The sequence below is a fragment of the Mesorhizobium sp. M0001 genome, from assembly GCF_040324255.1.
Lineage (GTDB): Bacteria > Pseudomonadota > Alphaproteobacteria > Rhizobiales > Rhizobiaceae > Mesorhizobium.
This window is the reverse complement of sequence record NZ_JAMYVS010000002.1, coordinates 848,213-860,488: the sequence shown is the minus strand read 5'-3', so window position 1 is coordinate 860,488 and position 12,276 is coordinate 848,213. Positions and strand designations below refer to the sequence as shown.

General features: G+C 62.4%; 16 protein-coding genes. 10 read left to right on the top strand and 6 right to left on the bottom strand.

The genetic code is table 11. The features are described from left to right. Window positions 1-102 precede the first annotated feature (102 nt). The 3 genes from NKK50_RS09115 to NKK50_RS09105 all read left to right on the top strand — a co-directional run bounded on the left by NKK50_RS09115 (window position 103) and on the right by NKK50_RS09105 (window position 1,498). Window positions 103-315 carry a cold-shock protein gene (locus tag NKK50_RS09115; protein ID WP_006202520.1) on the top strand — a complete coding sequence of 71 codons (213 nt, stop codon included), beginning with the start codon at window positions 103-105 and terminating at the stop codon, window positions 313-315. Between the two features lie 352 nt (window positions 316-667). Then, window positions 668-880, top strand: coding sequence for a cold-shock protein (locus NKK50_RS09110; RefSeq protein WP_023672019.1), 213 nt, complete (start codon window positions 668-670; stop codon window positions 878-880). A gap of 192 nt (window positions 881-1,072) precedes the next feature. Then, on the top strand, window positions 1,073-1,498 hold the full coding sequence (locus NKK50_RS09105) for a BA14K family protein (protein ID WP_023672020.1): 426 nt from the start codon (window positions 1,073-1,075) through the stop codon (window positions 1,496-1,498). A 65-nt stretch (window positions 1,499-1,563) separates the two neighbouring features. Here the strand turns inward: NKK50_RS09105 and NKK50_RS09100 are convergent, their stop codons facing one another. The 3 genes from NKK50_RS09100 to NKK50_RS09090 form a co-directional block, all read right to left on the bottom strand. Then, window positions 1,564-2,202 carry an MBL fold metallo-hydrolase gene (locus NKK50_RS09100; protein WP_023711154.1) on the bottom strand — a complete coding sequence of 213 codons (639 nt, stop codon included), beginning with the start codon at window positions 2,200-2,202 and terminating at the stop codon, window positions 1,564-1,566. Window positions 2,203-2,432: 230 nt separating this feature from the next. Continuing rightward, window positions 2,433-2,747 carry a hypothetical protein gene (locus tag NKK50_RS09095; RefSeq protein ID WP_023672022.1) on the bottom strand — a complete coding sequence of 105 codons (315 nt, stop codon included), beginning with the start codon at window positions 2,745-2,747 and terminating at the stop codon, window positions 2,433-2,435. A gap of 145 nt (window positions 2,748-2,892) precedes the next feature. Further along, entirely contained in the window at window positions 2,893-3,786 is an 894-nt protein-coding gene (locus NKK50_RS09090; protein ID WP_023672023.1) for a branched-chain amino acid aminotransferase, read from the bottom strand. Between the two features lie 245 nt (window positions 3,787-4,031). On the opposite strand from NKK50_RS09090, the gene NKK50_RS09085 reads away from it, so the two are divergent. From NKK50_RS09085 to NKK50_RS09070, 4 genes are all read left to right on the top strand, one after another. Continuing rightward, window positions 4,032-4,565, top strand: a complete 534-nt coding sequence (locus NKK50_RS09085; protein ID WP_023734975.1) for a MarR family winged helix-turn-helix transcriptional regulator — start codon at window positions 4,032-4,034, stop codon at window positions 4,563-4,565. After that, window positions 4,552-5,271, top strand: coding sequence for a response regulator (locus tag NKK50_RS09080; RefSeq protein WP_023672025.1), 720 nt, complete (start codon window positions 4,552-4,554; stop codon window positions 5,269-5,271). The genes NKK50_RS09085 and NKK50_RS09080 overlap by 14 nt, the downstream gene beginning before the upstream one ends. 75 nt (window positions 5,272-5,346) lie before the next feature. Further along, on the top strand, window positions 5,347-6,762 hold the full coding sequence (locus NKK50_RS09075; RefSeq protein WP_023817463.1) for an ATP-binding protein: 1,416 nt from the start codon (window positions 5,347-5,349) through the stop codon (window positions 6,760-6,762). 222 nt (window positions 6,763-6,984) lie between these two features. Then, window positions 6,985-8,007 carry a glycosyltransferase family 4 protein gene (locus tag NKK50_RS09070; RefSeq protein WP_023833513.1) on the top strand — a complete coding sequence of 341 codons (1,023 nt, stop codon included), beginning with the start codon at window positions 6,985-6,987 and terminating at the stop codon, window positions 8,005-8,007. 10 nt (window positions 8,008-8,017) lie between these two features. On the opposite strand, the gene NKK50_RS09065 is transcribed toward NKK50_RS09070, so the two are convergent. From NKK50_RS09065 to NKK50_RS09055, 3 genes are all read right to left on the bottom strand, one after another. Beyond that, entirely contained in the window at window positions 8,018-8,377 is a 360-nt protein-coding gene (locus NKK50_RS09065; protein WP_023672028.1) for a tRNA-binding protein, read from the bottom strand. A gap of 6 nt (window positions 8,378-8,383) precedes the next feature. Beyond that, window positions 8,384-8,884, bottom strand: a complete 501-nt coding sequence (locus tag NKK50_RS09060) for a type III secretion system chaperone family protein (RefSeq protein WP_006202532.1) — start codon at window positions 8,882-8,884, stop codon at window positions 8,384-8,386. Between the two features lie 317 nt (window positions 8,885-9,201). Beyond that, window positions 9,202-9,504 carry an accessory factor UbiK family protein gene (locus tag NKK50_RS09055; protein WP_023711152.1) on the bottom strand — a complete coding sequence of 101 codons (303 nt, stop codon included), beginning with the start codon at window positions 9,502-9,504 and terminating at the stop codon, window positions 9,202-9,204. Between the two features lie 397 nt (window positions 9,505-9,901). Here NKK50_RS09055 and NKK50_RS09050 point away from each other — a divergent pair, with 397 nt between their 5' ends. From NKK50_RS09050 to NKK50_RS09040, 3 genes are all read left to right on the top strand, one after another. Further along, window positions 9,902-10,141: a BrnA antitoxin family protein gene (locus NKK50_RS09050; RefSeq protein ID WP_023683720.1), complete on the top strand. Its 240-nt coding sequence runs from the start codon at window positions 9,902-9,904 to the stop codon at window positions 10,139-10,141. Between the two features lie 103 nt (window positions 10,142-10,244). Beyond that, a complete protein-coding gene (lgt, locus tag NKK50_RS09045) occupies window positions 10,245-11,129 on the top strand; it encodes a prolipoprotein diacylglyceryl transferase (protein ID WP_023672032.1) in 885 nt (294 codons plus the stop codon). Beyond that, window positions 11,126-12,190 (top strand): class I SAM-dependent methyltransferase, encoded by a 1,065-nt coding sequence (locus NKK50_RS09040; RefSeq protein ID WP_023683719.1) that lies wholly within the window; start codon window positions 11,126-11,128, stop codon window positions 12,188-12,190. The genes lgt and NKK50_RS09040 overlap by 4 nt, the downstream gene beginning before the upstream one ends. Window positions 12,191-12,276 lie beyond the last annotated feature (86 nt).

Sequence of the window (12,276 nt, the reverse complement as noted above, 5' to 3'; positions counted from 1 at the left end):
CCATGCGCAAATGCAGGACTGCCGAAGCAACCACCGGGACTTGCCCACGATGCCAGGCGGCGGGCAAACCATAAGACTGACACGGGTGAAGGAGTTTCCCCAATGGCCCAGACCGGCACCGTTAAATTCTTCAACGCGACCAAAGGCTTCGGCTTCATCACGCCCGACGGCGGCGCCAAGGATGTGTTCGTCCACATTTCCGCGATCGAGGCCTCGGGCCTGCGTACCCTCGTCGACGGCCAGAAGGTCACCTTCGACGTTGAACCCGACCGCATGGGCAAGGGTCCGAAGGCGGTCAACCTCCGCGCGGCCTGAACCGGCGGTGCCCGCGCGCCCGTCAGGGCGCTCGAAAAAGCACCTCAAGCGTGTTTGAACCGGCTTTGTCAGCCGTCCAGAGTTTCGAAGGCGCGACGTTTCTGGTCGCGCCTTTTTCATGTCCGCCGTCGCCGCAGGCAAAGGACGCTCTACCGGTCCATGGCGTGGCTGATCGCCGGAGCAATCGTCTGGCGCGAATTGCCTTCCGTGCCACAATCTATTTGACCAGCCTTCAGCGTTGCCGCCCTGGCCAAAACTTTCTCTTGCCGATAGCGCTAAAATAAAGGACAAATTTCCCTTCGGGCATTTGCCGGCCCGAAACTGGACTTTATGGGATCAAAGGGAGCTTCCCATGCCGCAGACCGGCACTGTCAAATTCTTCAATCATGCCAAAGGCTTCGGCTTCATTACGCCCGACGACGGGCAGAAGGATGTCTTCGTTCATATTTCGGCCGTGCAGGCTTCGGGTCTTTCCGGTCTTGAGGATGGACAGAAAGTGACATTCGACACCGAGCCGGACAAGCGCGGCAAGGGTCCGAAGGCCGTCAACCTGTCGGTCGGCTAAGCCGGCTCAAGACAGTCCGGACGGAGATTGACGAGGCGGAGCGCCTTGCGTACGCGCTTGGTTTTGCCGCAAGAACTGGATCGTATCAGCCAATTCCGTTCAGCCCCCGTTCAGCCACGGTCTTCTATTAATCGTCCCCTAGGCTGGACCGCATCCCCGAAAACTATCCGGGCCGGCACGAAGGAGACCAAAATGAATCGCATTTTCAAGACCGCCATCCTGGGCGCCGCTCTCGCCGCGACCACCCTCGCCACCTTGCCTGCCGCCAATGCCAAGGACTGGAACCGCTGGCATCATGGCCATGGTCGTCATCATAATGGCGACGCGCTTGCGGCCGGTGTCGTCGGCCTTGCGGCCGGCGCTCTGATCGCCGGTGCGCTGAGCAACCCGCAGCCGCGCTACAGCAGCTATGACGACGATTACGACTACCGCGAAGTGCGGCCGGCGCCGGTGCGCCGTTACTATGCCGAACCGCGGGTCGTCTATGCCGACCGCTATGCCGAGCCGTGGACCCGCGACTGGTACGAATACTGCTCGGACCGCTACCGGAGCTTCAATGCCCGCAGCGGCACGTTCACCGGCAATGACGGTGAGCAGCATTTCTGCGTCGCGAATTGAGCTTCCCTGTCCCACAAAAAGCGCTGACCGCAAGGCCAGCGCTTTTTTTTGGCAGAAAGACATCGCTAAGTCAGGAAGGGATTGGTCCGCCTCTCCTCGCCAAAGCGGCCACCCGGGCCGTGGCCGCAGATGAAGCCGATCTCGTCACCGAGCGGCAAAAGCTTGTTCTTAATCGAGGCGATCAGCGCCGCATGGTCGCCGCCCGGCAGGTCGGTGCGCCCGACCGAGCCGCGAAACAGCACGTCGCCGACATGAGCGAACTTCGCCGCGCGATTGTAGTATACGACATGGCCGGGCGCATGGCCGGGGCAGTGCAGCACCTCGAACATATGTGAGCCGAACGAAACCGTCTCGCCCTCTGCGAGAAACCGGTCGGGGACGCAGTTGCGCACCCCGGTAATGCCGTAGCGCTGGCCCTGGTTCTCGAGATTGTCGAGCAATAGCTTGTCGGCTTCGTGCGGGCCGACGATCTCGATGCCGAGTGCTTCCTTCAGCTCCATGGCGCCACCGGCGTGATCGATGTGGCCATGGGTGATCCAGATCGCAGCGGCGGTGATCGCATTGTCCTTCAGCACCGCCAGCACCTTGTCGATGTCGCCGCCCGGATCGACGACGACGCCATGCTTGTCATCCATGTCGAACAGGATGGTGCAGTTCTGCTGGAAAGGCGTGACCGGCACGATGCCGGCATTGAGCTGACCCATGATTGTCCTTTCGCTGTTCCAGCGTGATGTAGAGGCGTGGGCGAAGGCCGTCCACTGCTGAAAGGCAAACAGTCCGTCCCAAAACAGAAATGGGCGGCCCAACGGCCGCCCATTTGACGAAGCCTGAGTCTCGGGCAATTCCAGGAAAAGTGTAAAGCGGTCTTCCGTCCGGAATTGCGTGAAACAACAAACTAGATCATTCGCCGTGAAACGGCGAATGATCTAGAGGCTTACTTCTTCATCGCGCCCATGACCGCACCGATGATGCCGGTCAGGATGGCGCCGCCGCCGGCGCCGCCGAGCAGGTTTTTGAGGTTCAGCGTATCGCCCAATCCGCCCGCTGCCGTTGCAGCCGCTGCCGGGTCGGCCGTGCCGCCGAGCAGGCTGCCGAGGATCGCCGCCCCGCCAACGCCGCCAACCGCGCCGCCGAGGATTTTGGTCAACTGGCCCATCGCCGCATTCTTCAGCGCAACGCCGACCGCCTGACCACCGACAACACCTGCAATTACCTGTACAACGAGCGCAATGAGCGTATTCGTATCCATGTACCTAGTCCCTCCATAGCTGCCAGCCTCCCGGGCCGACACCATCATGAGACGCTGAATTGTACGAAAGTCAAATGCACAGATGCTGAAATAAAGGGGCCGGCCTCAAAACCGCCCCTGCTTGCGAAAAAAGCTGTGACTTTCGTTATTCTGCGGCTATCGCATGCTTAGGTTGCACCGCAGCAGAATAGTCGTTCATCAAAGTCTTGGCGATCTCGCCGACCTCGAATCGGTACGGACCGATCTCGGAGACCGGCGTCACTTCCGCTGCCGTTCCGGTGAGGAAGCACTGTTCGAAGCCTTCGAGTTCCTCAGGCATGATGGCGCGCTCGACGACTTCAAGGCCGCGGTCCTTGGCGAGGCCGATGACGGTGCGGCGGGTGATGCCGTCGAGGAAGCAATCGGGCTTCGGCGTGTGGATCTTGCCATCCTTGACGAAGAAGATGTTGGCGCCCGTTGCTTCGGCGACCTGGCCGCGCCAGTCGAGCATCATGGCATCGGCATAGCCCTTGGCCTCGGCGGCATGCTTGGACATGGTGCAGATCATGTAGAGGCCGGCGGCCTTCGACTTCGACGGCGCGGTGCGCGGATCGGGCCGGCGCCATTCCGCCAGATCGAGACGGATGCCCTTGAGCTTCTGCGCCGGGTCGAAATAGCTCGGCCATTGCCAGATGGCGATGGCGCAGTTGATGCGGCTGTTCTGCGCCGACACCCCCATCTGTTCGCTGCCGCGCCAGGCGATCGGCCTGACATAGGCGTCCTGGAAACCCTGCTTCTTCAGAAGCGTGGTCGAGGCGTCATTGAGCTCGGCCACGGAATAGGGAATATTGAAGCCGAGCAGGCGCGCCGATTCATGCAGACGCTCGGTGTGCTCATTGAGCTTGAAGATGGCGCCGCCATAGGCGCGCTCGCCCTCGAAGACGGCGCTGGCATAGTGCAGGCCGTGGGTCAGCACGTGGATCTTGGCGTCGGCCCATTTGACGAACTCGCCGTTGATCCAGATGAAGCCGTCCAGTTGGTCGAAGGGAACGGATGCCATGGAAACCTCCCGCGGGCGGCGACCCGCACATCATTAGTGTTGTTTTTTGTTGCGCGACAGCCGCGTCGGGCGGCCCTTGAAGCGTAAGCGGAGAATCGAACTCTGGCAAACTCAGGAAGTTCCGGAAAAACCGCACTCCCTTGCCTTTTCGTTCGCATTCACCCGAAAAGCTTGTCAAAAATTACCATTGCGGGGAAATTACGTCAATAGTACTGACATAATTTCCCTCTATGGACGGAGAAATGATGACGGATCGAAGCCCAGCTGCCGGAAAACCGATCAAGACGCCGATCACCGACGAGGACGGCATCGACTTCGCCATCATCGAACTGTTCTTCTTTGCGTATCGCGATTTCACTTCCGATCCGGACCAAATCCTGGCCGATTACGGCTTTGGCCGCGCCCATCACCGTGTGCTGCATTTCGTCAACCGCCGGCCGGGACTGACGGTCGCCGAACTGCTCGACGTGCTCAAGATCACCAAGCAGAGCCTGGCGCGGGTGCTCAAGCAGCTGATCGACACCGACCATGTCGTCCAATTGCAGGGTCCGCGCGACCGCCGCCAGCGGGAGCTCTATCCGACAGCCAAGGGCCGCGCCCTGGCGCTGGCCCTGGCGCGGCCACAGTCACGCCGCATCCGTGCTGCATTGGAAGATTCCGGAGCCAGCGAGCGTCCCTTGATCGAACGATTCCTGGAAGCCATGGTCAATCCGGAACTAAGGGCGCAGATCGACATTGTGCCTGCAAACATGTCAGGGAAAAGCCATGGAGACCATTGAGAGGGTGGACCAGCCGACGGCGCCGGACGATGACGCGCCGCATCTGCTTGTGGTCGACGACGACACCCGCATTCGCAATTTGCTCAAGCAGTATCTGACCGAAAACGGTTTTCGCGTCACAGTCGCCGGAAATGCCGGCGAGGCCAGGCGAAAGCTCGCCGGGCTCGACTTCGACCTCCTTGTCCTCGACGTCATGATGCCCGGAGAGACCGGCGTCGACCTCACCAAGGCGCTGCGGGCGGAGAAGAACGTGCCGATCCTGATGCTCACCGCGCTATCGGAAACCGACAGCCGCATCACCGGGCTCGAGGCCGGCGCCGACGACTATCTGCCCAAGCCCTTCGACCCGCGCGAGCTGATCCTGCGCATAAACAACATCCTGCGCCGTGGCGGCCCCGCGACGACGCCCAAGGTCGAGCAGCTGGTCTTCGGCCCTTATACTTTCCAGATCGCCAGGCGCGAGCTGAAGCGGGGCGGCGAGGCGCTGAAGCTGACCGACCGCGAGCAGGAGATCCTGGCGATCTTTGCCGCGCGGGCCGGCGAAACGATCCCGCGCCATGAACTTGTCGGCGACGATTCGGAAGTCGGCGAGCGCACCATCGACGTTCAGATCAACCGGCTGCGCCGCAAGATCGAGCGCGATCCGTCCAATCCGGTCTGGCTGCAGACGGTGCGCGGTATTGGGTATCGGCTCAGCGTGGAATAGAATGCCGCTGACGGCCGCCCTTGGCCATAGATGTGCGGCCATCGACCAGCGGCGATTGGCCCAGCGGAAGGACAAATGGCGACCACGCAACTGGAACGGCCGGAACAGGGCGGCTTTGGCGCGCGCGTATCACGGGCGCTGAAAGCAATGCCGCGTGCCTGGAAGCGGTTCTGGCGGCTGGTTGCGTTCTATATGCCCAAGCGGCTTTATGCCCGCTCGCTGATCATCGTCATCGCGCCGATGATCCTTCTGCAGTCGGTCGTCGCCTTCGACTTCATGGAACGCCACTGGGCAACCGTGACGCAGCGCCTGTCGCAGGCCACCGTGCGCGACATCGCCGCGATCATCGACATGATCGAGACCTATCCGCACGATGGCGACTACGCGAACATCATCCGCATCGCCCAGGACCGCATGCAGTTGAAGGTCGACCTCTTGCCGCCCGACCCGTTGCCGGCGCCTGGACCCAAGCCCTTCTTCTCGATCCTTGACGACGTCCTTTCCACCGAGATCACCCGCCAGATCAACCGCCCGTTCTGGATCGACACGGTCGGCAATTCCAACATCGTCGAGGTTCGCATCCAGCTCGAGGGCAAGGTGCTGCGCGTCTTCGTGCGCCGCAGCCAGGCCTATGCCTCCAACACCCACATCTTCCTGATCTGGATGGTCGGGACGTCGCTGGTGCTGCTGACGATCGCCATCCCCTTCCTTCGCAACCAGATCCGGCCGATCCTGTCTCTGGCCGAGGCCGCCGAAAGCTTCGGCAAGGGCCGGCCGATGCCGCGCGATTTCCGCCCACGCGGCGCCGAGGAGGTTCGCCGGGCCGGCTTTGCCTTCATCCAGATGCGCGAGCGCATCGAACGCCAGCTGGAACAGCGCACCGCCATGCTGACCGGCGTCAGCCACGATCTCAGAACCATCCTCACCCGCTTCAAGCTGCAGCTGGCGCTGGCCGGCGGCAAGCCCGAGACCAAGGCCGCGCTCAACCAGGACATCGACGACATGCAGTCGATGCTGGAAGGCTATATCGCCTTTGCCCGCGGCGAAGCGTCGGAAGATGCCGGCCATTTCGATCTCGAGGCCTATTTCCAAAAGCTCGGCGACGAGGCGTCGCTGCACAAGCGCAAGCTATCGACCGTGCTTGCCGGTGATCCGGACGTGCATGTGCGCCCGCACGCTTTCGCCCGGCTGTTGTCCAATGTCGCCGGCAATGCCTTGCGCTATGCCAAGACGGTGGAGATCAGCGCCGATCACGGCCGCGGCTCACTCGTCGTCACCATCGACGATGACGGTCCGGGCATCCCGCCGGAAAAGCGCGAGGACGTGTTCAAACCATTCGTGCGGCTCGACGAGGCGCGCAACCTCGACGCCAGCGGCACCGGCCTTGGTCTCTCTATCGCCCGCGATATTGCCCGCAGCCATGGCGGCGACATCATGCTGGAAGACAGCCCGCTCGGCGGCCTGCGGGCGGTGATCAAGGTGCCCGCCTGACCAAAGCATGATCTGGAAGGCGGGCTCGGCCAAAAACCACCTTCATCCGCCCGTCATGAAACCATGGTCAAGAGCGCGCATGAAGCGCGCGACATCAGTTGATTCGGCTCAGCCGCCTTACTTCGACCTCGTGCCTGCCCGGGTGCGGTGGAGCGAAGCGAGGGCAGCCGGGCCGTACCGCTATCGCATCAAGGCAACCGTCGACCCGAGCAAAGGACCGCCATGCGCATCCTGATGGTCACCGACGCCTGGCGGCCGCAAGTCAACGGCGTCGTCCACACGCTGGAGCGGCTCACCGAAACGCTGAAAACCTTCGACGTTGCGGTCGACTTCCTGACCCCGAACATCTTTCGCACCTTGCCGTTGCCGACCTACCCCGACATCAGGCTGGCGCTGACCACGCCCGGTCATGTCGCGCGGCTGATCGAGGCTCGCAAGGCGGACCATATCCATATCGTCACCGAAGGCCCGCTCGGCATCATGGCGCGGCGCTATTGCCGCAATGCTGGCCGTCCCTTTACCACCAGCTATCACACCCGCTTTCCCGAATATCTCAGCGCCCGCCTGCCGGTGCCGGAGAGCTGGGCCTATCGCTGGCTGCGTGATTTCCACAATTCCGGACAAGGCACGCTGGTCGCCACCCAGTCGCTGGCGGAGGACCTTGCGTCGCGAGGCTTCACCAAGCTCAGGCCGTGGACGCGGGGCGTCGACACCGATCACTTCCGCCCGGACAAGAAGAAGGACCTCGGCTTTCCCGGCCCGGTATTCCTGTGCGTCGGCCGCGTCGCCATCGAGAAGAACCTGAGCGCCTTCCTCGATCTCGGCCTGCCCGGCAGCAAGGTGATCGTCGGCGAAGGACCGGAACTGGCCAGGCTCAGGGCGAAGTACCCGCAGGCGCATTTCCTCGGCCATCGCCCGAACGATGAGCTGGCCGAGATCTACGCCTCGGCTGATGTTTTCGTTTTCCCCAGCCGCACCGACACGTTCGGCAACGTCATCATCGAGGCGCTGGCCAGCGGCACGCCGGTGGCCGCCTATCCGGTCACCGGACCGATCGACATTGTCGGCGACGGCATCGGCGGCGCGGTGTCGACCGATCTGCGCGAGGCCTCGCTCGCCGCGCTCAATGTCGACCGCGCCGAGGCGCGCGAACGCGCCATGCGCTACAGCTGGAAAGCCTGCGCCGAAATGTTCATGGACACGGTCGAAGAGGCGCTGAGCACAAGGCGCAAGCTGGCCGCCTGACGCAATCTTCCTAAAACAACCTGCCGCCGTCCGGCACCTTGCGCTCGATGGCGCCAAGGACCACGGCGCCTTCCTCATCAGGGAAGCCGAGCGTGAGCACTTCCGACATGAACGGACCGATCTGGCGCGGCGGGAAATTCACCACCGCAAACACCTGCCGTCCCACCAGCGTTTCCGGCGCATAGTATTTCGTGATCTGTGCCGAGGATTTCTTCACGCCGATCTCAGGGCCGAAATCGATCTTCAGCTTGAAGGCGGGTTTGCGCGCCTCGGGGAAAGGCTCGGCCTCAACGATCGTGCCGGCACGGATGTCGACACGATCAAAATCGGCAAAGCTGATCTCGGGCTTGCGCGCGCTGCTCGAACTCATGGAAGCTCAAGCGTTGCCATAGGTCTCGAACAGGACGCCGGCCAGCGCATCCTTGGCCGAGGTTCCCGACCAGACAACGAACTGGAAGGCCTGGAAATAGCACTCGCAGGCTTCAAGCGCCGACGACAAAAGCACCTCGACCTGCTGGCTCGACGGTTCGACCCCGCCGGCAAGCAGCAGCGACTGGCGAAACATGATCGCGCCCTCCTGCTCCCAGAGATCGAAATGGCCAAACAGCATCTGCTCGTTGATCAGCGACAAAAGCCGCATCACTTCCAGCGCGCGGGCTTCCGGCACCTTGATGTCGAAAGCACAGGCCAGATGCAGCGCCTCGAAGTCCTCCATCCACGAGAAGGAGACGTGATAATCGGTCCAGCTGCCGGCAACCGAGATCGAGATTTCGTCATCGCCGGCCCGTTCGAAGGACCAGTCATTGTTATGGGCGACCTGCTCGATGACATCCACCGGATGGATTTCGCGGGAGAATTCGAGTTCGAGAAGTTCCATGGAATGCTTCCTGTGTTCAGGGGGAGCGCCACACGCTCCGCGGGGCACACACGACGAACAATCTTGTCTTGAACTCGGACGGCCAGGACTTCACGACACAAAGACCCCGGACCGGACCCCACCGCCCGGCCGCATGACCCTGCTCCGAATCATGCAACAAATTCAGTCTATTGATCGGGAGTCGCGTGAACAGCCTAATTTTTCGCACTGCGTCATCAGCATGTGGAAAGGCGCTGTCACAAAGATTCATGCATTGCCGGTAAACGATTCACGGCAAAGCATTTTTTCGGATTGTGCTTTGTGGAAAAGTTCAAATTTTATTTTTTTGCTTTGGGCTTTGCCGCAGCCGCAGGTGCGGCCTGTCCGGTCAATTCGGCAAGCCTGGCCTCGAGCGCGTCGATGCGGGCGGCCAGCCTGGTGTTTTCTTCGCGGGCCTTGGCAGCCATGTCGCGGGCAGCCTCGAACTCCTCGCGCTGCACCACATCCATGGTGTTGAGGATGCGCTCGGCCTGCCCCTTGAAGGCAGTCTCCACCTCGCGGCGCACGCCTTGTGCGGCACCCGCGGCATCGGTCATCAGCTTGGCGAATTCATCGAGAATGCGGTTCGGTCCGGTCGACATGGCAAATCCTCGCTTGCTGGAATTGACGTAGTGGCACTGCCTGCGGAATGCAAGAACGTTGAAGCTGGTGCGGCTTCATGTCGGACGCGATTTGGCTCACGGTCCGGCCGACAGATTGCTATTATCGCAAATGGATTCTTGGAACGACGGTTGCCGTGACGGACAGTGCGGACTTGGAGAAGCGCTTTGCAGCACTCGATGCAGCACTCGCAAAGGGCATTTCGGATGCCAGTGCGGGCCGGGTCTAGCCTGGCGACGAGGTGCTGGACAGGCTTGAAGCCAAATACAGGGCAATGGCAGAGAGAACCAAGTGAAGTTACTGGTCTTCACAGACCAGCGGCCTAGTTTTCCTCACGACTTGCTCCAGGCAAGAGTCACTCTCATTCAGGATCAACCAATGGCAACGCCCCCGCGCCGACCGACCAATCCGATGGAAGCCGCTGAAGCGGCCTTCAAGCCGGTCAAGAAACCCGCGCCTCCCATTCGCGAACCCTCCGCCGCACCAAACGTTCGCGAGCTTGTCTCGATCAGGATCGATCGCGCCGTGCTCGACCATTTCCAGGAAGATGGCCCCGGCTGGCAAGACAGGATCAACGATGCGCTCAGGCAATTGGTCGCCGGCAAGCCGCAGGGTTGAGCCCATTATCTCTGACGATCAGGCTGTCGTCACCTTGCCTTGACCCCGCCAAAACCCTGCCGCATGGTCCGCGCCCTAACGCGAGCCCTCCCAGGAGATCCTGTTGAACGACTATTTCCCGCTGCCGATGGCGTCGCTGTCCTTCCCCAACATCGACCCGATCCTGGTTCAGATCGGCCCGCTGGCTGTGCACTGGTACGGCATCGGCTATATCGTCGGCATCCTGTTCGCCTGGTGGTACGCCAAGCGGCTCGTCACCAACACAAGGCTGTGGCCTGATGGCGTCTTGCCGATGAAGCCGATCGACCTCGACGATTTCATCGTCTGGGCCGCCGTCGGCGTCGTGCTCGGCGGACGCACCGGCTATGTGCTTTTCTACGATTTAAAGCGCTATATCGACCACCCGCTCGACATCTTCGCCGTCTGGCAGGGCGGCATGTCGTTCCATGGCGGCCTGCTTGGCGTCATCCTCGCCATGACGCTGTTTTCCCTCAAGCGCGGCATCCGCACCTGGACGCTGTTCGACGTGGTGGCAGCCGGCGTGCCGGTCGGGCTCGGCCTCGTCCGCATCGCGAACTTCGTCAATGCCGAACTCTGGGGTCGCGTGACCGACGTGTCGTGGGGCGTCGTCTTCTGCAACGAGCGTCTCCAGCAGACCGTGGCGGGTTGTGTCGCGGGCCTGGAGCCTCGCCATCCGAGCCAGCTCTACGAAGCGCTGCTCGAGGGCGCGGTGCTGTTCCTGGTCCTGCGCTTCCTCACCCATTCGCGGCTGAAGCTGAAGACGCCGCGCTTTGTCGGCGGCGCCTTCATTTGCGGCTACGGCCTGTCACGCATCTTCGTCGAGTTCTTCCGCGAGCCCGACCAGCAGCTCGGCTACCTCCTCGGCGGCTGGCTCACCATGGGCATGGTGCTGTCGCTGCCGATGGTGCTGGCCGGCATCTGGGCGATGGCCACAGCCAAACCGGCGCCGCAACCACAGCCGGCATGACACGGCTGAAGACCCGCATCGTCGACCTGATCGGCGCGCTCGGCCCCCTCCCCGTCAACGAGTACATGGCGCTCTGCCTGTTCGATCCCAGCGACGGCTACTACACCACGCGCGAGCCGTTCGGCGCCGCCGGCGACTTCGTCACCGCACCCGAGATCAGCCAGATGTTCGGCGAACTCGTCGCCGTCTGGCTCTATCAGGCCTGGCTGGCGATCGGCCGACCCCTGCCGGTCACCATCGCGGAGATCGGGCCTGGCCGCGGCACGCTGATGAAGGACATGCTTCGCACCCTGACGCGGCTCGATCCGGCTATCGCCGCCGGAGCATCCTTCGCTCTGGTCGAGACCAGTCCGCGGCTGACTGAAATCCAGAAGCAGACGCTTGCCGAAACTTCGGTTGAGCTCGGCTGGCACGAAACCATCGCCACACTACCGCAGGCGCCGTTGCTGATTGTCGGCAACGAATTGTTCGACGCTGTGCCGATCCGCCAGTTCATCCGCGCCGGCGCCGGCTGGCGCGAACGGGTGATCGGCCTCGATGTCTCAGACGAGTTGAGCTTCTTCGCCGGCGCCGGCTCGGTCGAGGCGACGCTGCTGCCGGAAGACGCCGCCGAGGCGCCACAAGGCTCTATTTTCGAAATAGCACCGGCCCGCGCGGCACTGATGGCGACCATTGCCGAACGCATAGCCGACCACGGCGGCGCCGGGCTGTTCCCCGATTACGGCCATCTCCAGCCCGGTTTCGGCGACACATTGCAGGCCGTGCGCAGGCACGCCCCCGAAGATGTGCTGGCCAATCCCGGCGAAGCCGATCTCACCGCCCATGTCGACTTCGCTGCACTGGCCGCCGTCGTGCGGGCGCATGGCCTCGATGTGGAATTGGCGACGCAGGGCGACTTTCTGCTTGGCACGGGATTGCTTGAGCGAGCTGGCCAGTTGGGCAGCCAGGCAAGCCAAGAGGCACGACAAACCATTGCCGATGCCGTCGAGCGCCTGGCCGGCCCCGACGGCATGGGCACGCTGTTCAAAATCCTGAAAATCCTGCCGCATCAGCCAGTCTGACCCTCAGAGATCGTTACAAGCCGTCTCGCCATGTCGCTTGTGGTCGCATGCCTGCTTTTGGCCAATGCAAAGTCGACGCGGCAGCA

Excerpts from the sequence above, each read along its gene's own strand:
- NKK50_RS09115 (WP_006202520.1), top strand. The coding sequence starts at position 103 with ATGGCCCAGACCGGCACCGTTAAATTCTTCAACGCGACCAAAGGCTTC.
- NKK50_RS09110 (WP_023672019.1), top strand. The coding sequence starts at position 668 with ATGCCGCAGACCGGCACTGTCAAATTCTTCAATCATGCCAAAGGCTTC.
- NKK50_RS09105 (WP_023672020.1), top strand. The coding sequence starts at position 1,073 with ATGAATCGCATTTTCAAGACCGCCATCCTGGGCGCCGCTCTCGCCGCG.
- NKK50_RS09100 (WP_023711154.1), bottom strand. The coding sequence starts at position 2,202 with ATGGGTCAGCTCAATGCCGGCATCGTGCCGGTCACGCCTTTCCAGCAG.
- NKK50_RS09095 (WP_023672022.1), bottom strand. The coding sequence starts at position 2,747 with ATGGATACGAATACGCTCATTGCGCTCGTTGTACAGGTAATTGCAGGT.
- NKK50_RS09090 (WP_023672023.1), bottom strand. The coding sequence starts at position 3,786 with ATGGCATCCGTTCCCTTCGACCAACTGGACGGCTTCATCTGGATCAAC.
- NKK50_RS09085 (WP_023734975.1), top strand. The coding sequence starts at position 4,032 with ATGACGGATCGAAGCCCAGCTGCCGGAAAACCGATCAAGACGCCGATC.
- NKK50_RS09080 (WP_023672025.1), top strand. The coding sequence starts at position 4,552 with ATGGAGACCATTGAGAGGGTGGACCAGCCGACGGCGCCGGACGATGAC.
- NKK50_RS09075 (WP_023817463.1), top strand. The coding sequence starts at position 5,347 with ATGGCGACCACGCAACTGGAACGGCCGGAACAGGGCGGCTTTGGCGCG.
- NKK50_RS09070 (WP_023833513.1), top strand. The coding sequence starts at position 6,985 with ATGCGCATCCTGATGGTCACCGACGCCTGGCGGCCGCAAGTCAACGGC.
- NKK50_RS09065 (WP_023672028.1), bottom strand. The coding sequence starts at position 8,377 with ATGAGTTCGAGCAGCGCGCGCAAGCCCGAGATCAGCTTTGCCGATTTT.
- NKK50_RS09060 (WP_006202532.1), bottom strand. The coding sequence starts at position 8,884 with ATGGAACTTCTCGAACTCGAATTCTCCCGCGAAATCCATCCGGTGGAT.
- NKK50_RS09055 (WP_023711152.1), bottom strand. The coding sequence starts at position 9,504 with ATGTCGACCGGACCGAACCGCATTCTCGATGAATTCGCCAAGCTGATG.
- NKK50_RS09050 (WP_023683720.1), top strand. The coding sequence starts at position 9,902 with ATGGCAACGCCCCCGCGCCGACCGACCAATCCGATGGAAGCCGCTGAA.
- NKK50_RS09040 (WP_023683719.1), top strand. The coding sequence starts at position 11,126 with ATGACACGGCTGAAGACCCGCATCGTCGACCTGATCGGCGCGCTCGGC.